Consider the following 25,820-nt stretch of genomic DNA (forward strand, 5'->3'; position numbering starts at 1 on the left):
GATCGGCCGGTCACCCCTGCCGCTGAGGGTGACCGGCCAGGTGGGCACGGAGTGCCGCGGCGCCGGACTTGGCGAGCCAGTCGGTCAGGGTGCGCAGCTCAGGGTGGATGACGCGCAAGGCTTCGATATCCGGCACTCATGCTCCCCAAGGCACAAGGCACTCGTTCATCCACTGGACTCTCTCAATGGCCTTCAGTCCTCGGGCAGGTAGTCGTACTCGGCAGGTCTTCATGGAACACCTGAGGACGATCGTCGCATGGACACTCCCAGGCCACAGCGTGGATCCGCCGGACAGCTCGTAGTTGGCCGCTGAGTGTTGTACTTGGACAGTTGGGCGCAGGGAGTCGTCCGGCCGGACTACCGAAGGCTGCTCAACTGCTCAACGGTACTTCCGTGCCCCGCGGGGCCGCCCGCCCGGGAATCGGCGGCTCGGGCACGATCGGGAGCCGTGCCCACGACTTGTGCCCCGTCCAACGCCACCATCGAGTCGCTGGACGGCGGCCCCGCCTGATCCGCCAGGGTGGGGTAGTCGTTGTAGCCGGCGGCCCCGCCCACGTACATGAAGTACCGGTCCCGGACCGGGTTGAGCGGTGCGCCGAGACGCAGTCGGGTAACCAGGTCCGGGTTGGCGAGGAAGGGCCGGCCGAGCGCCACCAGGTCGGCGCCGGCCGCCAGCATCTCCCGCGTGGCCCGGGTGACGGTCTGTGTGGACAGCTCGGTCAGGTCCGGGTTGCCGATCAGGACGCCGGGCCAGTCGGCGCGGATCCGCCGGTACCAGCCGGTCGCCGGGTCGGAGCGCACCAGGTGCAGATAGGCGAGGTCCAGCCCCTTCAGGCGGTCCAGGAGCGTGGCGTAGAGGCCGTCGGTGTTCTCCTCCAGGACGCCGTTGACCGTGCTCGCGGGGGAGATGCGGATGCCCACCCGGTCCGCGCCGATCGCGTCGGCCACCGCCTCGGTCACCTCCGCCGCGAACCGCACCCGCTGCTCGACCGAGCCGCCGTAGCCGTCGGTGCGGCGGTTGGTGTTGTCCGCGAGGAACTGGTGCAGCAGCATCCCGTTGGCCGAGTGCACCTCCACGCCCTCGAAGCCCGCGTCGACGGCCCGGCGTGCGGCGGCGGCGAAGTCGGCGATCGTGGCTCGGATGTCGTCCGTCGTCATCGCGCGCGGCACGGCGGCCCGCCGGTGGCCCTGCGGTGTGAAGATCGTCTCCGGCAGCGGGACGGAGGAGGGAGCGAGGGGCGTGAGGCCGGTGGTCGCCGGGTGGCTGACCCGGCCCCCGTGCTGGAGCTGCAGAAACATCCGCCCGCCGGCCGCCCGCACCGCGTCGGTGACCCGCCGCCAGCCGGCCGCGTGCCGGTCGGTGTGGATTGCGGTGATGTCCGGGTACGTCTGTCCGGCCGGGTTGGGCGTCGAGCCCTCGGCGATGATCAGTCCGGCCGAGGCGCGCTGTGTGTAGTGGGTGACCATCAGGTCCGTCGGGGTGCCGTCGGCCTCCGCGCGGTTTCGGGTCAGCGGGGCCATCACAAGGTGGTTGGGGAGGGTGAGTCGGCCGAGCCGGGCGGGGGCGAGGAAGTCCGTTGTCCGCGTCATGCCGGCACGGTAGAACTTGACACTGATGTGAGGTTCAAGCCCTCTTCCCGGCGGAGGCGGACATGCGGATCGGCGAACTGGCCCGGCGCACCGGCGTGAGCGAGCGGTCGCTGCGCTACTACGAGACCCAGGGGCTGCTCACCGCCGAGCGCACCCCCGGCGGCCACCGCGACTACCCGGAGACGGCCGTCGACCGGGTCATCCGCATCCAGGAGCTGTACGCGGCCGGACTGCACAGCGAGAAGATCCGGCAGCTGCTGCCCTGCATGCGCGACCAGGACGGCGGACCCTCTGCGATCGCCACCCCGCGTCTGGTGCAGGACCTGACCGCCGAGCGCGACCGGATCGACCGCATGATCGCCGATCTACGCCGCTCCCGGGAGACCCTGGACGAGGTCATCCGCACGGCCCGGGACGCCTGACCGGCCGAAGCGACCGGCAACGCGCCTGCGCGCGTGTGCCGGGTCTACCTGCGCTTGGCCGTCGAACACCCGGCTCCCTACCGGGCCAGGCTCGTGATGCCCAATCAGCCGACGTTCCCACGACGGCCGCTGACAGCGCCTGGGCGTTCTGGGACACCGCCGTCGCCGCTCCCGCAAGGCCGGAGGGGTAGCCCTGCCCCACGGCCCGCGCCTTCCAGCCGTCACCGCGGCGGTGCAGCTCCCTCGGGACCCCGACCGTCTCCCCCGGCCCGAAGTGCCTGCTTGGGCGCCAAGGGCTGAGGTCGAATGCCGAGTTGGGCCCAAAAGGTCAATCCTCGGCCTTCGCCACCGCCCGAATCAGCTGGTGCAGAGCATCGCCGGGACTGTCCGCTGCCAGACGGAGGCGGCACGCGGTCAGCCGCGAACCGTCCGCCAGCCGCAGCTCCACCGGCTCGTTCGGCACCACCCCGATCTCCGCCGTACCGGAGACCGTTCACACCACATCCCCGGCCCGGCCCGGAACCGGTCGGACGCCCCGGCCAGGCACGGACACCAGTTCACGGTGCACCGAACGGACAGAGCTCAGCGGAAGCACGACCTCATCGAACAGCCCCGCCCGGCTCCGCAGCGTGTCTTCGGTGAGCCTGTGCGGATTACGTCGGGTGACGGCGGCGAAAGACATGGTCAGATCGATGATCAGCCAGCCGCAGCAGGTGGAACAACCGCCACGCGGGCGGGATCATCGACACGTCCATCAGATCCTCGACCAGTACCTCCATGCCCACCAGCACAGACACTGTGCTGCGCAGCACGGAGGAGTGCCCGATCGCGGTTTCGCCGGGCCGGGTGAGCGGGCGCCTCGCCAGCCACGCCGTCAGGTCCAGCAACGACTGCTGACGCCGACGGCAATCCGACGAACCATCCCGGGCCGACACGGCGGCGCAGCCGTCTGACGGTCGGGCAAGCCCGAGTGCAGGCGGGAGTTCAGTGGCGGTCGCGGCGTAGTAGTGGCGGCAGGCGTCCTGGAAGTCGGCGGTGATGATGTGGTGCGGCGTGAGAGACCGCGCTCAGGCCCGTGCGAGTGCCGGGATCAGGCGTAGCGCGTTGTCCCGGTTGATGCCGCGGAGCTGGTGGTCGGTGATGGCCGGGTCGCTGTCCAGGGCCGGTGCCGCGACGTCGGAGACGATGTGGGCGGGGACGGGCGGCCAGTCGGTGCCGTAGAGGATCCGGGCGGGGTCGACCGTGGCCATGAGGGTGGGGGTCGAGGACGGGGACATGGGGCCCGCCGTGTCGTAGTAGAAGCGGTGCAGGTAGTCGCGTACCCGGGACGGTTCGATCTCGGGGGTGAGGCGGTCGCCGAAGAGCTCCAGGCGGGTGGCCATGTAGGGGAGGAAGCCGCCGCCGTGTGGGAGGACGAAGGTGAGGTCGGGGTAGCGGTCCAGGGTGCCGTTGAGGATGAGGTTGATCGCCGCGCGAGTCGTGTCCATGAGGAAGTCGCACATGTACGGCGGCAGGCCCGGGACGGCCGCCCTGTCGGCGTTCCCGCCGGATACGTCCATCGGGTGGGTGCTGACGACCGCGGAGCGGTCGTTCAGCTCGGCGAGGAGGCGATCGTGGGAGGGGTCGCCGAGATAGACACCGCCCGCGCTGGTGCGCGTGCTCACTCCGACGGCGCCGAGGTCGTCGAGACCGTACTTCAGCGACCAGCTCGACAGGTCGAGGTCGTCGAGGAAGACCGGTGTGAAGAAGGCGAAGCGGGTGGGGTGGCTCGCGGTGACTTCCGCCGCCGCCTGCAGCGCGACCCGTGCGCTCTCCTCGCGCTTGTCGCGCTCCTGGATGCGGCCGAGCATGGCCACGGTCATGACGGTGGTGCGGATGCCCGTACGGTCCATGAGGGCGAGCGCGGAGTCGACGTCCCAGCGGGTCCACCAGGGCAGCCTGTCGCGCCGGACCAGGCCCTGCGCCTCGGCCCAGTCGAGCCAGGCGGGGGCGGTGAAGTGGTGGTGGACGTCCACGCGGGAGGTTCGGGCGTCGTCGTCGGCGGGGGCGAAGGCCGAGGGTTGGGATGACATCGTCACGGGCTCTTCCTTCGTTCAGAAGCGGCGTTCAAGTGGAGTCCGTTCAGAGGCGCCCGTCGGATGCCGCCACCAGGGGCTGCTCCGTCGCGGTCGCAGGCTGCAGCTCGGCCGCGGCGTTCGGTGGCGTCTCGCGGCGAAGCACCGTCATCAGCGTGTCGGTGAGGTCCCGTTCCGGGTCCGGTACGAGCCTGGGCGACCGCCATGCCACGAAGCCGTCGGGGCGGACCAGGACGGCCCCGGACTCCGCCGTGCCGTGCAGCGCCGCCCAGTCGGCCTTGTCCTCGGGGACCAGGTCGTGGTCCACGCCGACGACGTAGCCTTCCACCGGGACGCCCAGGCGTGTGGCGACACGGCGGGCTGCGGTGCGCCAGGCCTCGCCTCCGGGGCCGGTGAGGACGACGAAGGACCGTTCGTAGAGGTCCAGGGTGGAGATCCGTCGGCCGTCCCGGGTGGTCACCCACATGTGAGGGGCGCGGCTTCCGGGGTCGCCGCCCAGCCGGAACCGGTCCGGCACGATCGCGGCGTCCGGGCCGGCGCCGACGACGGCGCCCGACGGGTAGCGGTAGCACAGGGCCACCGTCAACGCGTCGGCCGGATCGTCTCTGCGCTTCTCCGGGGTGTAGCCCGGGTGCTGTTCCTCGCCCGCCTGGAACAGCGCGCGGGCGGTCGTCGCGAGCGCGACCGGGCGGCGTTCCGTCTGGTAGGTGTCGAGCAGCCCCGGTCCGGCCCAGCCTCGCAGAACTGCCGCGATCTTCCATGCGAGGTTGTGCGCGTCCTGGATACCGGTGTTGGAGCCGAAGGCCCCGGTGGGGGGCATCTCGTGCGCCGAGTCACCGGCCAGGAAGACCCGGCCCTCGCCGTAGCTGTCGGCCACGCGGTCCGCCGCGTGCCAGGGGGCCTTGCCAGTGACCTCGATGTCGAGGTCGGGGACGCCCGCCGCGGCGCGGATGTGGGCGGTGATGCGTGCGTCGGTGAAGGAGTCCAGCGTCTCGCCCCGGTCCGGGGCCCAGGGGGCGTGGAAGACCCATCGCTCGCGGTTGTCCACCGGCAGCAGGGCACCCTCGCCGGCGGGATCGGTGATGTAGCAGACGACGAAGTTCCTGTCGCCGACGACGTCCTGCAGCTTCTTGCTGCGGAACGTGACGCTCACGTTGTGGAACAGCGGGCCCGGTCCCGACTGGGTGATGCCCAGCCGCTCGCGCACCGGGCTGCGGGGCCCGTCAGCGGCCACGAGGTATTGGGCATGCACGGTGCACGTCTTGCCGCTGCCACGGTCCCGTACCTCCGCGTGCACCCCTTCGGCGTCCTGTGTGAAGGAGACCAACTCGGTGCCGAAGCGGATGTCACCGCCGAGGGAGCGGGCGTAGCGCAGGAGGACGGGCTCGAGGTCGTTCTGACTGCACAGGCACCAGCCCGACGAGCTGATCTGCGACAGGGACGGACCCGTGTCGATGGCCTTGACGATCCACCGGCGGTCGCCGCCGGAGAGCGTGCTCACCTGGAGGACGCCGTCGTTCCCGGCCAGGGCGCCCGCCGCGGCGCGGATGTCCTGCTCGACGCCCGCGGTCCGGAACAGCTCCATGGTGCGCAGGTTGTTCCCACGGCCGCGGGGGTGGGTGGACGTCGCGGCGTGACGCTCGACGAGGAGGTGCTCGACGCCGAGGCGGCCGAGAAAGACTGACGTGGACAGGCCCACCAAGGAGCCGCCCACCACCAGAACGGGTACAGATTCCACGGCTCGTCTGCTCATCGGCTGATCCCCTGTCGTCTGTCATCTGAAGCCGGACATCCCGAGACCGCAGGAAGCGGTGACTCGGGGCGTTTCCATTCGGCATCAACTCTTCGCCCGCTTCCCGGGCCCCGCACCTCCTGTTGCTCTGATCGCGACGCCGCGTCCCGCCGCCGCCCCGGACGGGCTAAGAGCTCCTAACAAAATGATCTTCGGCGTGGTTGGATCACTCCCAGACTGATGGCCAGGGGGTGCGGGGTGACGCGGCCGAAGCCGTGGGAGGTCGACGACGAACTGTGGGCGGTGATCGAGCCGCTGCTGCCCAGGGCCGAGCGCCGGACCCGGCATCCCGGACACAAGCGGCATCCTCACCGGCTGGTGTTCCAGGGCATCCTGTTCGTGCTGCACACCGGGATCTCCTGGGAACACCTGCCGCAGGAACTCGGCTTCGGTTCCGGCATGACCTGCTGGCGCCGCCTGGCCGAGTGGACCGAGGCCGGGGTGTGGCCCCGGCTCCACGAGACCCTTCTTGCCGAGCTTCGCGGCGCGAACGCCCTGGACTTCTCTCGGGCGGCCGTCGACGGCTCGCACATCGGGGCGTTAAAGGGGGCCCCAAGACGGGACGAAGCCCTGTCGACCGGGGCAGGACGGGCGGTAAACATCATCTGATCACCGACGCCACCGGCATCCCGCTCGCCGCCACTCGGAGATCCGCGACGGCATCCACGAAGCCTTCCTCGTTCTGGGATGCGCGCTGATCTGCTGGAGAAGACTCCGCACTGCGATGGGCTTTTGAGGCGGCGCTGCGGGGATTCAGGGCCCAGTGGCCCCCTCCGCCAGATCCTTGATCGCGTTGAGGCGGTGTTCCCACTGGGTGGCGAGGGTGTCCGTCCACCGCGTCGTCCGCCTCAGTGGTTGCAGGTCGGCTTCGTAGCGGACCTCGCGTCCGGCCCGGTGGGCGCGTACGAGTCCGGCGCGGTCGAGTGGGTGCGTTGCCTGCGGGCTCGCTGGCTGGCCTCGAAGAGCTCCTTGGTAACGAGCGGCTCGGCTGCCGGAGGCTGCCACGCAGTGCTGTCTGCCTGGTCAGCGCACCGAGGAGTCGTACTCCATCCCGCTCGTGACACCTCATGCCGGAACGTCCGCTCACGCATCGCGCACGCATGACAGGGCGGCCGGGGTTGCTGCCGGACCCCTGTCTCAGAGCTCGCAGGAACCGCGGTCGAGGTGGAAGTATCGGGCGTTGGCCCAGCGGCACAGCCGGATACCGACGGTGACGCCGACGATGGTGACCAGGGCGGGCAGGTATCCGCTGGCGACCTGGACGATCGGGATTGCCGGGCACCCTCCGGAGATCGCCCAGCCCGTACCGAACAGCACTGCGCCGGGGATCACGCCGGCGTGGATACGCCCCGGGGTACGGCGGACCCGCAGCAGAGCGAATGCGCACACGATGATCACGACGGCACCGGCGAAGGAAAGGAGCATGCGCAGGTCCTGGAAGGTGAACATGCGGTTCAGCTCGGTGTAGTCGCCGAAGCCGATGTTGGAGACGGTATAGCCGAGAGCGAGTCCGGTGATGATGTTGGCCAGGAGTATCGCGCCCCGAGTACGCATCAGATCACCTTCCACAGCAGGAACGACACCGCGACGGCGGTGCCGAAGAACACGGCGGTCGCAATGAGGCTGACCGGGCGTAGACGCCCGCAGCCGTTGAGTCCGTGGCCGGAGCTGCACCCACCGGCCAGCCGAGTGCCGAAGCCGACCAACACGCCCCCGACGAACAGCAGAACGGTCATGGTGGTCGGATTCGCGGTGACCACGTTCCGGAATCCCGGACCCATGTCGAAGCGGAGGTGGAACCGCCCGGAGGTGACCGCGGCGATCAATCCGCCGAGGAAAATCGATACCAGCAGGGCAGCCTGAGTGACGAGCGGGGCTGGGCCCGGGCCCCTGACCGACGTGTCCTCACTCACCGTCGGTTCGACGTCCATTTCGGGCAGTTGTGACGTCCCGTACGGAACCGGCGGCACGGTGGGCGCGCCGGGGCGGGTGCCGAAGTGCTCTGCCGTAGCTGCCGCGAGAGCGTCAGCCAGAGCGCGCTCGTCGGTGAACTCCTCATCCATCCGCTCCAGACGGCGCTCCCTGCGCCAGTGCAACACGCGATCCCATGCGGACGACACCCCAAACGACCGATCCGTGGCCAGGGCGTAGTTGATGGTGATCAGAGCGAGCCCGGCAGCGCCGGCCCACCAGGGCCAGTAGCCACTCACGCGGGGCCTCCCATCCATTCGGTGAATCGAGCCCACCAGCCGCGCTTCGAGCCGGGCCTTTGCGCCGTGTGCCGAGACGGGCGGTCTGGGGGCTGGGGAATCTGCGGGGATGGCGACGGTCGGTAATGCGAGACCGGTATCGTCGGAGACGCTGCTCCGAACTGAGCCATGGTCTCCGGTACCGCGGTCGCTGGTTCTGACGGCACTGGTGGCCGAGTCGGTGCTGGCTGCGACCAGGACACGTTCTCCGGCGGCCAGGGATGGTGTTGAGGTGGAGGGGTCTGCTGGGGTCCCTGCTCCGGGTCGGCGGCACCGGACCGGTCCTGGCTGGTGGCCGCGTCTTCAAGGTGTCGCGCGCGGGCTCCGTTGGGCAGCAGGCTGATCGGCACACGCTCGCCGGTGAGTGACACCTGGTAGCGCGCACAGCCGAGCCACCGATCCTCGCTGTCGCAGTAGTAGTCGCGCCAACCTTGCAAACTCGCCCTGAGCAAGGGGAAAAGGGGGCATCCTGCGGCGTGCGAGCAACTCACGTTGCTCCCTTCTGACCGGCGCACACCACCCGTTCCGTGAGGGCGGTTGCCGTTCTCGGTCTCTTGCCCTCGCCACGCCTGGTCGACGATCTCAAGGGCGCGGTGATGGCCTGTCATGATGCGGAGCGGTACCTTCCTTTCTCGACCGGGCGAGATGGAACCATTGTTTCGGTGTCCCGAGCAACCTCAGGGGGATTCCAGCGGCGACCGCTTGACATCGCGGAGTGAGGTGTGCCACGCGAAGTCGGGGCGTGACGAACCCGCATAGCGGTCCCCCCTGCCATCGGGAGTTGATTGTTCGTGGAGACCGTGCACGTATGGGGGTTGTTTGTGGCGGAAATGTGGATTCGACTGTAACGAAACTGTTAATGTTACTGGTCTGTTAATGAGGGCGATAATGAAGGGGAATCATGTGCCGACGTACTGTCTGCCGTTCATGCCGGAAGGCGACCTATGAGGGCTGCGGAAGACACGTGGAGCAAGTGCTCGCCGGCGTGCCCACACCTCAGCGGTGCATGTGTGAGTCGGCGGAGCGCAAGCCTGTAAGGACAGGGGAGCCGATGACTCGAACGGGGCCGGAGCCGGGCCGACCGGGCGAGACGGTGCGACGCACACACATTCCTCGACGCGTAGACGGTTCACCGGGCCGATCGAAGGACGGCTGGTGGACCCGGCTCACCGCGTGGATGAAAAGCCCAGGATGAAGTGAGTAGAGGGCGCTCCGGGGGCCCGCGTGATGCAGTGGCCTTTCCTCTGAGCCGCCCTGAGCGTCATCCCTGCAGCTGACTTCGATTGCCCCCTCGTCACCGGTGAACCTGTACGAGGGCGCGATGTGGCTGGCCTCGTACAGGCTGACCGTGGAACTGTCAGCTGCCGACGAGCCACGGATCTCCGAGTTGGTGAAGCAGGCAGCGACTGTGGTCAGCGCCTCCAGCAGTTCCGAACGGTTCGAAGCCAGCGTCTCCCGCTGTACGGCCGCGAGTTCGGGCGAGACGGCGGCGCGGGGGCGAAAGCGACACACACGCGGCATTCCGCGGGCCGTGCCTCGTCGAACGGCAGACGTTCGTGCCAGTGCCTCGCGAGGGTGTCCCGCGTGAAAACCCTGGTTCGGGCTGCTGATCAGGCCGTTTGTCTGCTTGCCGTCAGGCTGCTTGCTGGTACTCGTTGATGAGGCCGCCGAGTGGTTGAGTGCGGCGGACGCGGCCTCCGAAGGGGATGACAGGTGCCGTCTGTCCGGTCTCCGAGGCTTGGGAAGATCGTTGGTGGAGGGATTGGTGGAGAAGCTGCTCCAGCTCCGTCGGGACGCCCTTGACTACGGATTAGGTTCACCGGATTGCTGCTCGCTCGGGGGAGTGGGGTGGACTTGGATGTCCCGGAACGTCCCAGCCACCGGCGTGAGGTTGTGATGGGGGATCTCTTTCCTGAGGAGGGAACCGGCTTTCGGTGCTCTCACACCGGGGACAGGCCGATGAGGACCATGCTCAATCAAAGAAGTTGAGGTTCTGGCGCACGAAATCGGCAAAACCGAGGGCTGCACGGCCCGTGATGTCGGCCACCGTTGAAGTGACGATTTCGGCACCGCCGTCCCGGTATGCGCGGGCAACTCCTATCAGGGCATCGACGTGGAACTCTGGCATCCCGCGACTCAGCATTGCCACGCGCGCTTCGTCGTCCGGCAGGCCCACGTAGCGCACCGGCCTGCCGAGGACGTCGGAAAACTCGTCGGCGGCTTCGGCGTAGGTCAGCGCCTTCGGTCCGGTGAGGTCATAGACGCGGCTGTCGTGGCCATCAGTGGTGATGACCCGCGCTGCAACACGGGCGATGCCAAGAATCGGAGCACATCATCCTGGGATGGATGCGAGGCAGGCCAGTAGTGATCTCCGGCTGCGGCGTTCGGCGGACGTCCACCTCAGCGGATGCCCTTCTCACTACGGATGCGGGCGCGCTCGCGCCGTTGGGCGGCTAGCACGTCGGGATGGCGGGCGTTCTTGTTCCGCCAGCGCAGGTAGGCGTGTAGGGCCCGGGTCTGGACGGTGTGGTTGCGATGGTTGGAGTTGGCGATGGTGAACTGCCGCAGCGGCCCGAAGTGGGCCTCGATCGGGTTGGCCCAGGACGCGTAGGTCGGGTGTACGAAGCGCCCAGCTCCCGCGCCCGCCGAGCCCGCCCACGGGCAGCAGGTGGCCGCCGTGCAACGCTCAGCCGGCCTACACCCCGACCTGGGCCCGCCTCGTTGGATGATGCGTGACGACGGACAGCGAACGACGGTTTCACGGCCCCGGTGACACTTTCGCCCCGATCCACGAAGGGGCCTGCGGCCGTGGGGGTGTCCGCGAGCGTCCATGACTCGACGGCGGTCTGAACCTGGAGCACGCGGGCGTAGGCTTTCAGGGCGCGGACGGAGTACTCGAGGGCGTGTAGCGACACAGTGACTGGCTCGCCGTCGGTCCACTGCCCAATGGGCGAACGGGCGAAAAGCGTCTTCAGCAACTGGCGGGACTGGGCCACCGCCACAACGTCGCCGTCATGGCAGTCCTCTCCCCGACCGGGGCGGCGCCGCACGCAGCGGCCGTTCCCCGGCCGTTCCGGGCGTACCTCATCCCTTGCTGACCCCGGCGGTGATACCGGCGACTATGTGCCGTTGCAGCACCAGGAAGACGACGAGCAGCGGGACGGTGCCCAGGACGACCGTGGGCAGGAGCTGGGACGTGCTGTAGGCGTGGGTGCCGATCGTGGAGTACACGTCCAGCGTCATCGTCTGCTTGCTGTCGGAGGTCAGCAGGACCAGGGGAATGACCAGGTCGTTCCAGATGGCCAGGGTGAGAGTGATGACGAGGGTCGCGGTGGCCGGGCGCAGGACGGGCAGGATGACGTGCCAGTACGTGCGCAGCGGACCCGCACCGTCGATGGCGGCGGCCTCCTCGAGTTCGACGGGTACGGATCTCAGGAAACTGGTGAAGAAGAGCACGGCGAAGGGGAGGCTGATCGCGGCCTCCGCGAGGATCACCGAGGTGTAGGAGTCCAGCAGCTTGAGGTCTCGCATGAACATGTACAGCGGGGTGATCATGACGAAGACGGGGACCGTGAGGCCGGCCACGAAGAGCTGGTAGACCGTCCTGGTCCAGCGGCGGGAGATGCGCGCCAGCGGCCAGGCGGCGAGTGATCCGGTCAGGATGACCAGGACGGCGGCGCCGCCGGTGATCAGGACGGTGTTGTAGAGGCTGCGCCCGTAGTTCATGGTCTGCACCGCGGCCACGTAGTTGTGCAGGCTCCAGTGGCTGGGCCAGGAGAGCGGGTGGGCGGCGACGTCGGCGTCGGACTCCAGCGAGACCTTCACCATGAGCAGGATCGGGGCGACGACGACCAGGGTGACCAGGAGCAGGCCGACGTGCGAGGCGGCACTGCGCAACCTGCGCCGGCGCAGGGGGGCGGTGTCCGCCGGGGCGGGGCTGACGGCTCTCGTGGTGCTGGGAGCGGTGAGAGTCATGCGGCGACCTCCCGGCGGCGCAGGACGGACGTGAGGAGCACGCCGACGACGACGGTGATGACCAGCAGGAGGACGGCCACCGCGGTGCCGTAGGCGAAGCGGAAGTCCTTGAAGCTGTCCTCGAAGATGACGTAGCTCAGGGTCTGGGTCGAGTTGGCGGGGCCGCCGTCGGTCATGATGAAGGGCAGGTCGAACACGCGCAGTGACCCGATCGTCGACAGGGTCATGTTCACGGTGAGGGACGGGGCGAGCAGCGGCCAGTCGATGCGACGGAACCGGGTCCACCCGCGGGCACCGTCCAGGGCCGCCGCCTCCATCAGGTCGGCGGGGATGGAGAGGTAGTTGGAGAGGTAGATGGTGGCGGTGTAGCCGAGGTACATCCACATGTAGGAGACGGCGATCGCCATCAGGGCGGTGTGGGTGTCACCGAGCCAGGAGGTCTCCAGGCTGTGCAGGCCGAAGGCGTCCATGACGGCGTCGAGCGGGCCGCCGACCGGGGAGTAGAGGAACGACCACAGGTAGGAGACGGCGACCAGGGCCATCATCGCGGGCATCAACAGCCCGGTGCGCGCGATGGTGCGGACGGCCGGCGAGTTGTACAGCCAGTAGGCGATGCCCAGGCCGAGCGCGTTCTGTACGACGACCACCACGATCGTGTAGACGAGGGTGTTCTTGAGCGCGGCGAGCACCTGCGGGTCCTGGAAGGCCTCGCGGTAGTTGTCCAGGCCGACGAACGATCCGCCGATGACGCCGTGGGCGTCGGTGAGGCTGAGCAGAACGGACCTGATGGTGGGGTAGATGACGAAGAGGGCGTACAGGGCGGTGGCCGGAAGCATGAGCAGCGCGGCGGATCGGGTGGTGAGTCTCACGGCGACCTCATCGGGGGCGCGGACCGCGGGGCCTGTCGTAGGGCAGGCCCCGCACGGGTTCGGTGGTGGGCGGGGTGACTACTTCTTCGACGGGGTCTTGGGGATGTCCTTGTCGAGTTGCTTCAGCAGGGCGCCGGTGTCCATGGAGGGGTTGTTGAAGAGCGCATTGAGCTGAGCGGTGAACTTGTCCTCCGAGTTGGGGTAGTTGGGCACCTCGACTTGGGAGGGGCTGGTGTTGCCGGCGGCGAAGGCGGCGGCGACCGGGGCGGACTGGGGGACCTTGGGGCTCGGCACGTCGGTCAGCGTCGTGAAGCAGCTCTCGGCCTTCAGGTAGGCGCTGTCCTGCTGCGGCTGCGACATGAAGTCGACGTAACTCTCGGCCGCGGTCTTGTGCGCGGAGGCGCCGTTGACCGACCACCCCGAGCCGATGAAGGTGAAGGTCTTGGGCTTGCTGCCCGCCGGGCCGCCGGGGAAGGGGTTGAGCGTGAAGTCGAACTTGGCACTCTGCTGGTAGTGGCTCAGGTCCCAGGCGCCGTCGACGTAGAAGGCCCACTTGCCCGCGGTGAACTGCGAGACGCCCTGGCTGAAGGGGTCCAGGCCGTTCATGGTCTTGCCGTCGACGAGACCGCTGGTCAGCAGCTGCTTGAGGTGGTCGATCACCGGGCTCCAGCTCGCGGCCCAGGTGGAGGTGCCCTTGTCGTAGCCGCTGCCCCAGGAGGGGTCGATGAGGTTGGCGGCCAGGGCGAGGGAGACCTGTTCGGCGTCCCAGCCCTTGAGGTTGGGTATCTCCAGGCCGCCCATGTTCTTCGCCTTGAGCGTCTTGAGGTCGCTGATCAGTTCGGGCCAGGTCTGCGGCACCTGCTTGATGCCCGCCTTCTTCAGCAGGTCCAGGTTGGCGTACAGGCCGATCGGGATGTTCTGCTGGACGAAGTCGTAGGTCTTGCCGTCGACCTGCGTGTACGGGGCCAGGTTGGGCAGCATCCGCTTGACCCAGGGCTGGTCGCTGAGGTCGGCGAGGAAGCCCTGCTGCTGCCAGGTGGTCAGGCGGTCCTTGTTGACCATGAGGACGTCCGCGGCGGTTCCCGCGGCGAGCCGGGTGTTGTTGTAGGCGTCGTACTCGGTGTTGGCGACGTACTTGTAGTCGACCTTGATGTTGGGGTGAGCCTTCTCGAAGGCCGCGTTGATGGCCGGGATGTCGGCGATCTCGTTGCCGCCGCCCTCGAACCCGACCACGGTGAGGACGGTCTTTCCGTCGGCGGTGGTGCCGGAGGAAGAGGACGAGCAGGCGGCCAGGACGAGGGCGAAGGCCGAGGCGGCCGCCGCTGTGGCCAGTCGGCGAAGGCGAGTTCTCAATGCGGGCTCCTTGAACGGTGGGTGGGGCGGGGGAGGAAGGTGCTTTGGCGCCGGGGCGCGCAGGTGCCGTCGTCGGTCAGGACTGGTCGAGTTCGTAGGCCGCGGTCCGGGTCTGGATCTTCCGGATGCGTGCCACGTCGAGCTTCTCGGTCCTGTCGAACCGGTAGATGCCGTTCTGTTCCTGGAAGACGTCGGTGAGCTGCGTGAAGCAGTAACCGAACATCAGGGGGTCGTCGATCAGGGCGCCCACCAGGCCGGCGAAGCGCTCGTACCAGGCCTCCTCGCTCGCGGGCGTGCTGCCGTAACCCCACGAGCCGGTGTCGGGGAGCCCTGCCTGGTCGGTCGGCCAGTGGATACCGCCGAACTCGCTGCAGAAGTAGGGCTGTCCGGCGTACGGCAGGGACCAGGCGCTGCCGTCCGGTGCCGTGTTCACGAACGGTTTGCCGTCGGCGAGGCCCGCCATGTCCTGGGCGAAGCGTTCGGGGTCCTGCTCGTAGTTGTGGGAGTCGTAGACGTCGGTCTCGGGCACCCGGTGGGAGTAGCCCGAGCTGTCGATCACCAGCCGGGTCCGGTCGGCGGCCTTGGTGGCGAGGAACATGCCCCGGGTGACGTCGTCGAGCACGGTGATGCGGTCGGTGATCTTCTGGAAGGTCTCGTTGAGGGGGCACCAGCCGATGATCGAGGGGTGCGAGTAGTCCCGCTGGAGGACTTCGAGCCACTGGGTGATGAACGAGGCGGTCGGGGCCTGGCGTTCGGGCCGCGTTCCGGCTCTGGCGCCCCAGTCGCCGAACTCGCCCCACACGAGGTAGCCGAGACGGTCGGCGTGGTGGAGGAACCTCTCCTCGAAGACCTTCTGGTGCAGGCGTGCGCCGTTGAAGCCGGCGGCCATCGACAGTTCGATGTCGCGTACGAGGGACTCGTCGTCCGGCGCCGTCATCAGGCCGTCGGGGTACCAGCCCTGGTCCAGGACGAGACGCTGGAAGACGCGCCGTCCGTTGAGCAGAACGGCGTGGCCGTCGATCGTCACGGACCGCAGCCCCGCGTAGCTCGCGACCGAGTCGACCAGTTCGCCCTCTGCGGTGCGTATGTCGAGGGTGAGTGTGTACAGGTGCGGGTCTCCCGGCTGCCACAGCCGGCGCCGTTCGGCGGGGATGTCCAGGACGAGGTGTGCCGTACGGTCCGCATCGAGCGGAGCCGTCGCCTCGGTGATCGTTCCCTCGTCGTCGGCGAGGACGGCGCGGCAGTGGTGGCCGGGGGCGTTGGCGGAGACCGGGAGGTCGAGAAGGAACCGGCCGTCGGCAGCGTCCGGGGTGATGCGCGGCCGGAGCAGGTGGACCCGGGGGACGGGCTCCAACCAGACGGTCTGCCAGATGCCCGTGGTCCGCGGGTAGAACGCCTCGTAGGTGTCGTACCGGGTGGACTGCTTGCCGCGGGCCTGGACGCCGGCTCGGCTGTCCCGCGCCCGCACCACGAGGTCCGGCGCGGTGCCCGGGGCGGCGAACTCGGTGATGTCGAGGGTGAAGCTGCTGAAGCCGCCCCGGTGGCGGCCCACCTCGTGCCCGTCGATCCACACCGTCGTGTCGTGGTCGACGGCCTGGAAGTGCAGCAGGATGCGCTGCCCGGCCCACTCGTGCGGGATCGGAAGCCTCCGGCGGTACCAGACGGCCTCCAGGAAGTCCTGGCAGCCGATACCCGACAGCGGGGCCTCGGGCGCGAAGGGGACGGTGATGGTGGAGGCGAGTTCCCGGTGCACCAGGCCGCGCTCCAGACCCGTGTCGGCCTGGTCGATCTCGAACTGCCAGGTGCCGTTGAGACAGAGCCAGTCGCGGCGCACGAACTGCGGTCGGGGGTACTCCGGCCGGGGCGGGGCCGCGGGGGCGGCCGCGGCGGTACCGTCGCCGTCCCGGGGCCCAGGACCGTGTCCCTCCGGGGAGCTGCCGCTTTGCATCGATGCAAAATCGTTCACGCCCCGGAGTATGAGACGACTCTTTGCAACGATGCAATCAGCCGTCCATAACGAAACGGCATCGAGGTCACACGGGTCGGTCGACTGCCCCGCCGACCGTGCTCTCCCTGACCACCAGTCGATGGGAAGCCGTGATCTCCACGGGTGCGTCGTACGCGTCGGACTCGATCCTGGCCAGGATCCGCTCCACCGCGGCACGCGCCAACTGGTGCTTGTCGGGGGCGATGGTGGTCAGCGTGGGGGTGCTGTAGCGGCCGTCCTCGATGTCGTCGAAGCCGGCCAGCGCCAGGTCATCGGGGATGCGCAGGCCCCGGGAGAAGGCCACGCGCATGGCGCCCAGGGCCAGCAGATCGCTGAAGCAGAACACCGCGTCCGGCGGGTCGGGACGGTCCAGGAGCCGCGCCATCGCTGCGGCCCCGTGCCGGCGTTCGTAGTGCGGCGTCGGCACCATGAGTGACTCGTCCACGGTGAGGCCGGCCTGCGCGAACGCCTCCCGGTAACCGCGGGTGCGCAGGACGGCGGTGCCGTCCGTGGGGTCCTGGTGGACGCCGATGGCGGCGATTCGCCGGCACCCCAGGCCGATGAGATGGGCTGTCATCTCCCGTGCCGCGGTGACGTTGTCGATGGCGACGTGGTCGGCGCTGGAGTCGAAGATCTTCTCACCGAGCAGGAGGATGGGTGCCGAGCCGTGCCGGGATTCGAGATCGGCGGCGGTCAGGGAGAGCGGGCTGGCGATCACGCCGTCGAAACTGACCGCGCGCGATGCTTCTATGATCAGTTCCCGCTCTCGTTCGACATCGCCGTCGGTCTGGTCGATGAGGACGGCGTATCCGCGGGCGCGCGCCTCGCCGATGACCAGGCGCACGAGTTCGGCGAAGTAGGGCACGTCGAGTGCCGGCACCACCAGCGCGATGATGCGCGTGCGTCCCTGTTTCAGGTTGCGGGCCATCAGGTTGGGGCGGTATCCGAGCTCGTCGATCGCCGCCTGGACCCGCACCTTGGTGGCGTCGGTCACCCGGGCGTAGCCGTTGACCACATTGGACACCGTGCGGATCGAGACGCCGGCACGCTCGGCGACGTCTCGAAGCGTGGGGGCCGTCATCACGTGTTGACCTCTCTGGCCGAGCGGTGTGCGGTGTGGTTGCCGCGACACGGATACCGCGCCGGTACCGCGGTGTCGCCACTGCGGTTCACGACGCGGACGGTGTCGTGCGCGGTTCGTACAGTCTAGGCGATTGCATCGATGCAAAAACCTGCTGCCGAAGCATTGCGAAAGGCCGCTTCGCGCCTCCATACTCCCCGACTGCGGGCTTTGCCATCGTTGCAAACGGCGCCCGTCGCACCCGCCGTCTCCGCACGGACGGGCCGCGTCCCCACCCGTCACCGCACAGGGAGCCGCCATGGCCACGTCGCCACCGCACGACCGTCGCAGACGTCGTGCGCGCCTCCTGCTCAGCCCGCTCGCCTCGGTCCTTCTCTGTCTGCTCGCCCTGCCGACCAGCGCCTTCGCCAACACCCCGGGCAACGTCCTGTACAGCCCCGCCTCCAGTGCGGAGGGCATGGCCTACACCCGCATGATCCGCCTGCAGTACAGTGGATCGGCCAACGGAACACTGCTCGCGAGCTTCGAGCACTGGAGCACCGACGGCAGGCCCAGTTCGTATGTGATCCGCCGCAGCACCGACGACGGTGCCTCGTGGTCCACCCTGTCGACGGTCCCCGGCGACACCTTCTCCTACCAGCCCTTCCTCTTCGAATATCCGCGGACCCTCGGGGCCTACCCGGCCGGAACCCTGCTGCTGGTGGGCGCCACACTGCCCGCCGACCGATCCGGAGTGACGTTCCGCGAATGGCGCAGCACCGACCACGGCGCCACGTGGACCTACGTGGGGGCCCCGCAGACCGCACACGGAGCCGACGGCAGCGGAATCTGGGAACCCTTCATCGCCCTGGACTCCGCGGGCAAGATGCTCATGTACTTCTCCGACGAGCGCCAGAACACCACCTACAGCCAGTTCCTCGGGCACATCGTCTCCGCCGACGGCGGCGACACCTGGAGCGCCAACCCCGACGGCAGCACGCGTGTGACTCCCGGCGAGGTCAAGGACGTCGCCAGCACCACACAGGCCGACCGGCCCGGCATGATCACGGTGGCCCGAATACCGTCCACCGGAACCTACGTGGCCGGCTATGAGGTGTGCGGTCCGCAGAACTGCCTGGTGCACACCAAGACGTCCTCCGACGGTGACACCTGGGGCGGCGGCCCCTCCGACCTGGGCACCGTCCCGAAGACCGACGACGGCCGGGAGCTGTACGGCACCCCCGTCATCGCCTGGAGCCCGGCCGGCGGCTCCAAGGGCGAGCTCATGCTCACCGGCCACACGGAGTCACGCCTGGCCGGCGGGGCCCCCGAGAACCAGCAGGTGGTCCTCCTGAACACCGCCGGCGGCAGCGGGTCCTGGTCCTGGATGCCCTCCCCCATCGCGGTGCCCACCAGTGGAGCCCCGTCCAGTTGCGGCACCAACTACAGCCCTGACCTGCTGCCCTCGGCCGACGGTACGAGCGTGCGCTACAGCGCGGCGGGGGCCGCCGGCCCGTACAACTGTGAGGAGCTCACCGGCTCGGGCAATGCCGGCGTCCTGCCGTACACCGCCGACTTCTCCTCCAACGACGGTGGCTGGACGCAGTACGGCGGCACGTGGTCCGCTTCCGGCGGCACGTACACCGAGTCCGCCGCGGGCACCGGCGGCAACAAGGCCGTCACCGGCTCCACCGGCTGGACCGACTACACCCTCCAGGGCGACGTCCGCCTCGGCGACACGAGCGGCAACGGCAACGCCGGCTTTCTGGTCCGCGCCACCGACCCGACCACCGGTACGGACGACGTCGACGGCTACTACGTGGGCGTCACCGGCTCCAACCTCGTGATCGGACGCGAGAACCACGGCTGGACCCAGTTGGGCAGCGCGCCGATACCCGGCGGTCTGTCCGCCGGCACCTGGTACCACCTGACCGTCCAGGTCACCGGCTGCGTCATCTCCGTCCAAGGAGCACCGTCCGGCTCCTGGAGCAACCCCGCCTACCTCAGCCTGAACGACTGCGCCTTCTCCCACGGCTCGGTCGGTGTCCGCGACTACGACACCACCGCAGCCTGGCGCAACATCACCGTCCGCACGGCGGCCGCCGTCACCGGCCCCGGCGGCACCGGCAAGTGCCTCGACGTCAACACCAACACGAACACCAACCAGAACGCGGCCCAGCTCTGGGACTGCAACCAGGTCCCCGGACAGCAGTGGACGGCCGCCGCCGACGGCACCCTGCGCGCCTTCGGCAAGTGCCTCGACATCGACAAGAACGCCACGGCCGACTTCAGCAAGGTCCAGCTCTACGACTGCAACGGCGTGGGCGGCCAGCAGTGGGTCCCCCGAGCCGACGGCAGCCTGTACAACCCCCAGTCCGGACGTTGCCTGGACGACCCCCAGGGCAACACGGCGAGCGGAACACAGCTGCAGATCTACGACTGCAACGGGTTGTCCACCCAGGTGTGGCACCTGCCCTGAACACGCAGGCGCGGATGAGTCCTGCTGACCGCGAAGACCGTGACGTCGTGGCTGCACATGCTCGACGATCTGCACGCCACTGTCGTCATGGAGGCCTGGGATCCCTCGCTCAAGCCCAACACCACCTTCTCGCACGCCTGGGGCACCGCTCCCGCCAATGTGGTCGCCCGCCACGTGCTCGGCGTCCAGGTCACCGGAGCCGGTGCGCGCACCCTGCTCGTCAAGCCGCAGCCGGGGACGCTGACCTGGATGACTGGGACCGTGCCGACGGTGCGCGGCCCGGTGACGGCAAAGATGGACCGCCGCGACCGTCCGCGACCGTCCGCGACTGAAGGTGGCCCTGTGAAGGTGGCCCTGCCGCCCAGCACCACCGGCCGCATCGAGTTGGACGCCGCCGCGCTCGGTGTTCCGCCCTCCGGGCTGCAGGTGCAGGCCGCGGCCGCTCCGGGGAGCGTCTCGGTCTCGGTCGGCCTGCTGGTCGTCGACCGGGTCCGGCCGGGGACGACCACAGTGGTCGACAAGGGGTGACGCGCGGGTGCCGTCGGGCCGTCACCGCAGCCCGGCGGCACCCCTTTTGACTGCCCATACTCAGGGGTGAAAGAGGTGCAGTCGTCCCTCCGATCCGTTTCGCGTCGACCCGTTGGTGAGGACTGCCCCGCCGGGCCGTCGGTGACGGCTCGGCGGGGCAGGGACGGGCTGTTGCGGTGTCAGCTCATCGTGAAGGAGTCCAGGCGGAACAGGTCGCTGCTGCCGCCCTTGAAGACGAAGTACAGCTTGTGCGTCCCGCCCGGGTCGGTCACCGGTGCGCTGACCGTCGTGTAGGCGCCGGAGGTGTCGCCCACTGTCGCCGTGCCGGCCAGCGGGCCGTCGGGGGCGTCGGTGTGGACCTCGATGGTGCCGCCGGAACCGCTCGACGCGGCCCGGAAGTCGATCTTGCTCACACCCTGGAGATCGTACGGGTCGAACTCGATCCAGTCACCGTTGTCGATCGACGTGACCGCCGTGCCGGCCTGAGCGTTGGCGTCGGAACTCGTCTGTACGCCGGACTGCGTGCGGAAGAATTCCGCCTGCCTGGCCTTGGGCTGCAGGACGATCTGCGTCGTGCCGGTGAGGCTGGGCACTCCGGCGGTCGGCGAGGTGTCGGTGTAGCTCGCGGTGAAGATGCCGTAGAAGTCGTCGGAGTCGGTGTGACCCGCCGTGGTCATGGTGAAGGTACCGCTGCACCCCGTGGCCTGCGCGAGGTTGTGGGAGTGCATGTCATGACCGAGGGAGTAGTTGACCTGGACCTTGGAGCAGTCCACCGGGGTGCCGTCCGGGTCGGTCACGTTGATATTCCACGCGACCTGGTCCCCGTCCTTGAACGTCAGACCGTTCGGAGGCTGGGCGAACGACAGGACCGGTGCGGTGTTGCCCACCGTGACCAGGACGGCGGCGACGCCCGTCCTGCCGCTCGGGTCGGTCACTGTGAGCTTGGCGTGGTACTGGCCATTCGAGGTGTAGGTGAACGTGGGGTTGGGGCTGGTCGAGTCGACCTTGCCGTCGTTGTCGAAGTCCCACGCGTAGGTGAGCTTGTCGTTCTCCGGGTCGGTCGAGCCGCTGCCGTCGAACTGAACGGCCAGCGGTGCCTTGCCGGAGGAGGCATCGGTCTTGATGACCGCGGTCGGTGCCTTGTCACCCGGCGAGTACTCGATCTTGTACAGGGCGGCGTCCAGCGATCCGCCGAACCACGCGCTGCCGTAGTCGAGGACGTAGAGCGAGCCGTCGGGCCCGAACTCGGTGTCGATGGGCTCGACCAGTTTCGCCCAGTCGTTGCCGTCGGTCAGCGTGTCGATCGACTGGATCTTTCCGTCGCTGTCAGAGGTGATCGGCTTGATCCAGTGCCGGCTGAACTCGTACGCGAAGAACTTGCCGTCGTAGCTCTGGGGGAACTTGACCGAGGAATTCAGCGAGGAGTCGTACTGGTACACGGGTCCGGCCATCGGCGCGCCCTGGCCGCCCAGCTGCGGGAACTGCGGGTTGCCCGCGTAGTGGTTCCAGATCCAGGCGGGCTGGGCGGGCGGCAGGTTCTGCAGGCCGGTGTTGAGCGGAGCGTCGTTGACCGGGTGGGAGCAGTCGAAGGCCTTGCCGGACTTGCCGGTGGCGAAGTCGTACTCGACGTACGGCGTGTTGTTGCCTATGCAGTACGGCCATCCGAAGTAGCCGGCTTTGGTGATCCGGTTGTACTCGACGGTGTTCTCCGGCCCGCGCAGCGGGTTCGCGCTCCCGGCGTCCGGGCCATAGTCCGCCAGGTAGATGACGCCGGTCTTCTTGTCAACGTTGAACCGGAAGGGATTGCGGAAGCCCATCGCGTAGATCTCGGGACGGGTCTTGGGCGTGCCCTTCGGGAACAGGTTGCCGTCCGGGATCGTGTACGTCCCGTCGTCGTGCACCTTGATCCGCAGCAGCTTCCCGCGCAGGTCGTTGGTGTTGGCCGTGGAGCGCTCGGCGTCGTAGACCGGGTTGCGGTTCGGTCGCCGGTCGATGGGGTCGTAGCCGTCGGAGGCGAACGGGTTGGAGTCGTCGCCGGTGCTCAGCAGCAGGTTGCCGTTGCCGTCGAAGTGCATGTCGCCCGCGACGTGGCAGCACTGACCGCGGTCGGTGTCGACGCGCAGGATCTTCTTCTCGCTCGACAGGTCGAGCTTGCCGCCCGTGAAGGTGAACCGGGACAGCTGGTTGTAGCCCTTGTAGGGGGCGAAGTCGGCGGCCGTTCCGTTGTCCGGGGCGTTGCTCATCGGGGTGTCGAGCTTCGGCGCGTAGTACACGTAGACCCAGTGGTTCTTGGCGAAGTGCGGGTCGAGCGCGATGGTCTGCAACCCATCCTCGTCGTGGGTGTAGACCGAGAGCTTCGCCGCCACCTCGGTGAGGCCGTCGAGGGTCGTGTGGTAGAGGGTGCCGTCACGGGAGCTGTGCAGCGCGCTGCCGTCGGGGAGCACCGCGAGCCCCATCGGCTCGCCAACCTGGTCCGGTCCCTTGGCGAGGGTGACCTGTTGGAAGTCGGACGTCGCGGCAGCGGAGGCGGCTGCGGCTGTTCTGTCCGATGCCTGGGTCCGCGCATGCGCGGACGTCGTCGATCCGGCCACCGCGACCCCCACGCCGAGCACTGTGCTCAACGTGGCGGTGAGTAGTCGGCTTACTGGTTTACGCACGTACTGCCTACCTCTCTTGGGGCGCTGCTCTGGACATGGCGCGAGCGCGTGTCGCGAGGCCGGCCAGGTTCGGATGCCCAGGCCGACGCGAGCCGGTCAATCGGTGGAACGGGCGGGTGGCCCGGGTGACTGCGGACAGAGCAGAGGATTGGCGCACAAGTCCAGAGCGGGATGAAGGGAGGGCTCGGAGGGGTTCGCGGCCCCCTGGTGAAGCGTCATGAGCGTGGCCCCGTGACCATGAGCCGTCAAGGAGGTACTGCTCGGTAGCAGCGTTTTGCGCCCTGAAGTGGACACATCTTTTGCTTGTCTGGTGAAAAGTGGTGGCGATCTGTGCTCAACTATCGGTGACTTCAGGCGTTCATCGTCCTCAAGAGGTGCGTAGAGGCACTCCTGCTGTCATCAGGCGGGCTGCGGGGAGTTGCGCTTCGGCACCCTGTACCGCCCTCGCTCACCGGGCGCGACTCCGGTCGCCCCGCTACCGGTTCCCCGACCGCCTGTCCGCCAGACGTTCAGGCCGATGACGCCCCGTACCACCACGCCGCCCGGACACCGGGCGAGGGTGGCTCCGCTTGACGGCCCCTCGCCGCGGCCCCACCGCGGCCAGGTGCTTCACAACGAAGGAGTGATGATGGGTCAGTTCGCCCATGACTTCGACCGCAGAGGCTTCCTGCGTGCGGCAGCCGCAGGCACCGTAGCCATCGGTGCGGCAACCCTCGCCGGCGCGGTCCCCGCCGCCGCCCAGACGCCCGCCCCGGATGCCCCGCCCAACGGCGCCAGCTTGAGCATCCCCAAGGACGCCATCGGCATCCAGCTCTACAGCGTCCGCGACAAGGTCTACCAGCTCGGCTTCCGCGTCGTCTTCGAGGAACTGTCGCGGATGGGCTTCAAGGAGGTGGAGTTCGCCGGCTACACCCAGGACCCCTCCATCCTCGGCCGGCAGATCACCCTCCAGGAGATCCGCACGCTGCTCGACGACCACGGCCTGCGGGCCATCGGCAGCCACATCGGCATCGGCAACCTCCGCAGCAACCTGCAGCAGGAGCTCGACAACGCCCAGATCCTCGGCATGCCGAACATCGGGACCCCGAACGCTCCCTCGGACACCCCCACGGTCGCCGGGTACCAGGCGGCCGCGGAGGACTTCAACCGCTGGGGCGCGGCCGCGTCGGCGCGCGGACTCAAGCTCTACCAGCACAACCACTCGGGCGAGTTCGCCTTCGCCAGGGATCAGCCGGCGGTGCGCCTGTACGACGTCTTCCTGCAGAACACCGACCCCGACCACGTCTACCTCGAGATGGACGTGTACTGGGCCTTCGTCGGCCAGTTCCGCTACCCCGGCTTCGACCCCGCTGCGTATGTGCGCAACCACCCCTACCGGTACACGCTGTTCCACATGAAGGACGGCAAGTCCGACCCCAACGTCGGTGACGGCTACGACATGACCGAATTCGGCGCCGGCGACATGCCCTACCAGCGCTTCATCCACGCGATCGGCCCCTTCGGCAACCACCACGGCATCTGGGAGCAGGACACCGCCCCCGACACCCAGCCCAACCCGCCCGGCTCCTTCGGTGCCGCCCAGCGCAGTTACGGGGCACTCTCGGACCTGCTCTCCTGACCCGTTGTCAGCGCCCTCTTCCCCCGTTTCCCCGGTTGGTGCCGGGTAAGCGGGGGAACGGGCATATCTGCTTGTCATGACCCTACCAACCCTGGGCAGTTTGGGGCCGTCGGGAATCGCCCTGCCCGGCCCGGTGCGCTTTCGCACGGGCTCCCCGTGGTCGGCCACTTGGAGGCGCTCGTGAGCCGGGAGGCACCGACGCGCCCCGCCTGGTGCTGTGGCCGGAAAGGTTCACCGGCTCGCGACGCCCGGCACGGCACCTCGCCGCGTTGTCGCATCGCCCGAGTACATCCGGTACGCGGGCGACGCTCCGCGTTGCGATGCACCGCACCGGACGCCGCGAGCTTTCCGGCAGACCTTTCCGGCCACAGCTCTAGTCCGCTGCGGACGCGCCGATCCCCGGTGCCGCCAGAGCGTCTGGAGGCGAAGGTTCCCTCACCGCCAGTGATGTCGTCGACGGCACGGCGGCCGGCGACGCCGATCGGTGACCTCACCGATCTCGGGCACACCCTGCTCGTAGAGCTCCGCAGTGTCGCCTACCCGCCAGTCGCTGCCGTCGGCCTCCGGCGACCTGCCGATCTCACGTCGGTCGGCCCAGCAGCCCTGTGGGGAACGGTCGCGCCCGACCGCGCCTGCGTTTCCGCGCCCTGCCGCAGCTCCGAGGTGCGGCAGGGCGCGGTAGAGCGCGGTGCGGCACTTCAGGGGCGTCAGGGGCGGGTTCAGATCAGTCCGCGTCGCGCCGCCCAGGCGACGGCCTCGATGACGCTGCTGACGCCTATCTTGTCGCACACGCCTCGATAACGTCGTCGCACTGTGCGGGGACAGACGTGGAGTCGTCGGGCGACGGACTCCACCGGCAGGCCGGTTGCCAGGAGCGACAGCAGGTGCACCTCGTCGCTGCGCAGACACGGGTTGTCGGGCTGGGACCGCCGGTCCGTCTCGTAGCTGAGCGTGGACACTTCCGTCCTCCTTTGCCAAGTGCGGCCGGGTGGGAACGCGGGGGAGGCCGCCACCCGGATCGGAGGCCTGAACCCATGATCGACCGCTGGATCGTCAATCGCTTATTACGTTTCAAGTAGCTTGGGTAACTGATCGCGTGCGCACGGTCAAGGGGTGTGCCGCTGCATCGATGTGTTGTACATGAAAAAGCCTGGGGCACGCGGTTT

Annotated in this window: 20 protein-coding genes and 2 pseudogenes; 5 read left to right on the forward strand and 17 right to left on the reverse strand. The window is 68.7% G+C overall.

The window, feature by feature from the left end:
• Positions 1–10: 10 nt before the first annotated feature.
• Both ACZ7L1_RS16170 and ACZ7L1_RS16175 read right to left on the reverse strand, forming a co-directional pair.
• Positions 11–136, reverse strand: coding sequence for a hypothetical protein (locus ACZ7L1_RS16170; protein ID WP_471437702.1), 126 nt, complete (start codon positions 134–136; stop codon positions 11–13).
• A gap of 221 nt (positions 137–357) precedes the next feature.
• A complete protein-coding gene (locus tag ACZ7L1_RS16175) occupies positions 358–1,590 on the reverse strand; it encodes an alkene reductase (RefSeq protein ID WP_471437703.1) in 1,233 nt (410 codons plus the stop codon).
• Positions 1,591–1,652: 62 nt separating this feature from the next.
• On the opposite strand from ACZ7L1_RS16175, the gene ACZ7L1_RS16180 reads away from it, so the two are divergent.
• On the forward strand, positions 1,653–2,012 hold the full coding sequence (locus ACZ7L1_RS16180; protein WP_471437704.1) for a MerR family transcriptional regulator: 360 nt from the start codon (positions 1,653–1,655) through the stop codon (positions 2,010–2,012).
• A gap of 328 nt (positions 2,013–2,340) precedes the next feature.
• Here the strand turns inward: ACZ7L1_RS16180 and ACZ7L1_RS16185 are convergent, their stop codons facing one another.
• From ACZ7L1_RS16185 to ACZ7L1_RS16200, 4 genes are all read right to left on the reverse strand, one after another.
• Positions 2,341–2,478, reverse strand: coding sequence for a hypothetical protein (locus ACZ7L1_RS16185; protein ID WP_471437706.1), 138 nt, complete (start codon positions 2,476–2,478; stop codon positions 2,341–2,343).
• Positions 2,479–2,665: 187 nt separating this feature from the next.
• The gene (locus ACZ7L1_RS16190; RefSeq protein ID WP_471437707.1) at positions 2,666–2,899 is read right to left on the reverse strand and encodes a hypothetical protein; all 234 of its coding nucleotides are present in this window, start codon (positions 2,897–2,899) and stop codon (positions 2,666–2,668) included.
• A gap of 180 nt (positions 2,900–3,079) precedes the next feature.
• Positions 3,080–4,084, reverse strand: coding sequence for an amidohydrolase family protein (locus ACZ7L1_RS16195; protein ID WP_471437784.1), 1,005 nt, complete (start codon positions 4,082–4,084; stop codon positions 3,080–3,082).
• 49 nt (positions 4,085–4,133) lie between these two features.
• Entirely contained in the window at positions 4,134–5,840 is a 1,707-nt protein-coding gene (locus tag ACZ7L1_RS16200) for an FAD-dependent oxidoreductase (RefSeq protein ID WP_471437709.1), read from the reverse strand.
• A 219-nt stretch (positions 5,841–6,059) separates the two neighbouring features.
• On the opposite strand from ACZ7L1_RS16200, the pseudogene ACZ7L1_RS16205 reads away from it, so the two are divergent.
• A pseudogene (locus tag ACZ7L1_RS16205) lies at positions 6,060–6,523 on the forward strand (IS5 family transposase); the annotation flags it as partial.
• A gap of 493 nt (positions 6,524–7,016) precedes the next feature.
• Here the strand turns inward: ACZ7L1_RS16205 and ACZ7L1_RS16210 are convergent.
• From ACZ7L1_RS16210 to ACZ7L1_RS16250, 9 genes and pseudogenes are all read right to left on the reverse strand, one after another.
• Positions 7,017–7,433, reverse strand: coding sequence for a YeeE/YedE thiosulfate transporter family protein (locus tag ACZ7L1_RS16210; RefSeq protein ID WP_471437711.1), 417 nt, complete (start codon positions 7,431–7,433; stop codon positions 7,017–7,019).
• Entirely contained in the window at positions 7,433–8,089 is a 657-nt protein-coding gene (locus ACZ7L1_RS16215) for a YeeE/YedE family protein (protein WP_471437712.1), read from the reverse strand. Before ACZ7L1_RS16215 ends, ACZ7L1_RS16210 begins: the two co-directional genes overlap by 1 nt.
• A 2,011-nt stretch (positions 8,090–10,100) precedes the next feature.
• A complete protein-coding gene (locus ACZ7L1_RS16220; protein ID WP_471437713.1) occupies positions 10,101–10,304 on the reverse strand; it encodes a hypothetical protein in 204 nt (67 codons plus the stop codon).
• Positions 10,305–10,528: 224 nt separating this feature from the next.
• Positions 10,529–10,744 (reverse strand): annotated as a pseudogene (locus ACZ7L1_RS16225) (IS630 family transposase); the annotation flags it as partial.
• Positions 10,745–11,212: 468 nt separating this feature from the next.
• Positions 11,213–12,103, reverse strand: coding sequence for a carbohydrate ABC transporter permease (locus ACZ7L1_RS16230; RefSeq protein WP_471437715.1), 891 nt, complete (start codon positions 12,101–12,103; stop codon positions 11,213–11,215).
• Positions 12,100–12,972 carry a carbohydrate ABC transporter permease gene (locus tag ACZ7L1_RS16235; RefSeq protein WP_471437717.1) on the reverse strand — a complete coding sequence of 291 codons (873 nt, stop codon included), beginning with the start codon at positions 12,970–12,972 and terminating at the stop codon, positions 12,100–12,102. The genes ACZ7L1_RS16230 and ACZ7L1_RS16235 overlap by 4 nt, the downstream gene beginning before the upstream one ends.
• A gap of 78 nt (positions 12,973–13,050) precedes the next feature.
• Entirely contained in the window at positions 13,051–14,325 is a 1,275-nt protein-coding gene (locus tag ACZ7L1_RS16240; RefSeq protein WP_471437718.1) for an ABC transporter substrate-binding protein, read from the reverse strand.
• Between the two features lie 76 nt (positions 14,326–14,401).
• Positions 14,402–16,273, reverse strand: a complete 1,872-nt coding sequence (locus ACZ7L1_RS16245; protein ID WP_471437785.1) for a glycoside hydrolase family 2 protein — start codon at positions 16,271–16,273, stop codon at positions 14,402–14,404.
• Between the two features lie 85 nt (positions 16,274–16,358).
• The gene (locus ACZ7L1_RS16250) at positions 16,359–17,393 is read right to left on the reverse strand and encodes a LacI family DNA-binding transcriptional regulator (RefSeq protein WP_471437719.1); all 1,035 of its coding nucleotides are present in this window, start codon (positions 17,391–17,393) and stop codon (positions 16,359–16,361) included.
• Positions 17,394–17,691: 298 nt separating this feature from the next.
• On the opposite strand from ACZ7L1_RS16250, the gene ACZ7L1_RS16255 reads away from it, so the two are divergent.
• Positions 17,692–19,851, forward strand: a complete 2,160-nt coding sequence (locus tag ACZ7L1_RS16255) for a ricin-type beta-trefoil lectin domain protein (protein WP_471437721.1) — start codon at positions 17,692–17,694, stop codon at positions 19,849–19,851.
• 39 nt (positions 19,852–19,890) lie between these two features.
• Positions 19,891–20,379, forward strand: coding sequence for an alpha-L-rhamnosidase C-terminal domain-containing protein (locus tag ACZ7L1_RS16260; RefSeq protein ID WP_471437722.1), 489 nt, complete (start codon positions 19,891–19,893; stop codon positions 20,377–20,379).
• Between the two features lie 179 nt (positions 20,380–20,558).
• On the opposite strand, the gene ACZ7L1_RS16265 is transcribed toward ACZ7L1_RS16260, so the two are convergent.
• Positions 20,559–22,991, reverse strand: a complete 2,433-nt coding sequence (locus ACZ7L1_RS16265; RefSeq protein ID WP_471437787.1) for a PQQ-dependent sugar dehydrogenase — start codon at positions 22,989–22,991, stop codon at positions 20,559–20,561.
• A gap of 670 nt (positions 22,992–23,661) precedes the next feature.
• Here ACZ7L1_RS16265 and ACZ7L1_RS16270 point away from each other — a divergent pair.
• Positions 23,662–24,654 carry a sugar phosphate isomerase/epimerase family protein gene (locus ACZ7L1_RS16270; protein WP_471437723.1) on the forward strand — a complete coding sequence of 331 codons (993 nt, stop codon included), beginning with the start codon at positions 23,662–23,664 and terminating at the stop codon, positions 24,652–24,654.
• 719 nt (positions 24,655–25,373) lie between these two features.
• On the opposite strand, the gene ACZ7L1_RS16275 is transcribed toward ACZ7L1_RS16270, so the two are convergent.
• On the reverse strand, positions 25,374–25,613 hold the full coding sequence (locus tag ACZ7L1_RS16275) for a helix-turn-helix domain-containing protein (RefSeq protein ID WP_471437724.1): 240 nt from the start codon (positions 25,611–25,613) through the stop codon (positions 25,374–25,376).
• Positions 25,614–25,820: the final 207 nt, after the last annotated feature.

Source organism: Streptomyces sp. NPDC107546 (assembly GCF_055639175.1).

Coding starts and splice junctions, on each gene's coding strand:
- ACZ7L1_RS16210 (WP_471437711.1), bottom strand. CDS start 7,433: ATGCGTACTCGGGGCGCGATACTCCTGGCCAACATCATCACCGGACTC.
- ACZ7L1_RS16175 (WP_471437703.1), bottom strand. CDS start 1,590: ATGACGCGGACAACGGACTTCCTCGCCCCCGCCCGGCTCGGCCGACTC.
- ACZ7L1_RS16270 (WP_471437723.1), top strand. CDS start 23,662: ATGATGGGTCAGTTCGCCCATGACTTCGACCGCAGAGGCTTCCTGCGT.
- ACZ7L1_RS16200 (WP_471437709.1), bottom strand. CDS start 5,840: ATGAGCAGACGAGCCGTGGAATCTGTACCCGTTCTGGTGGTGGGCGGC.
- ACZ7L1_RS16230 (WP_471437715.1), bottom strand. CDS start 12,103: ATGACTCTCACCGCTCCCAGCACCACGAGAGCCGTCAGCCCCGCCCCG.
- ACZ7L1_RS16195 (WP_471437784.1), bottom strand. CDS start 4,084: ATGTCATCCCAACCCTCGGCCTTCGCCCCCGCCGACGACGACGCCCGA.
- ACZ7L1_RS16250 (WP_471437719.1), bottom strand. CDS start 17,393: ATGACGGCCCCCACGCTTCGAGACGTCGCCGAGCGTGCCGGCGTCTCG.
- ACZ7L1_RS16255 (WP_471437721.1), top strand. CDS start 17,692: ATGGCCACGTCGCCACCGCACGACCGTCGCAGACGTCGTGCGCGCCTC.
- ACZ7L1_RS16180 (WP_471437704.1), top strand. CDS start 1,653: ATGCGGATCGGCGAACTGGCCCGGCGCACCGGCGTGAGCGAGCGGTCG.
- ACZ7L1_RS16245 (WP_471437785.1), bottom strand. CDS start 16,273: ATGCAAAGCGGCAGCTCCCCGGAGGGACACGGTCCTGGGCCCCGGGAC.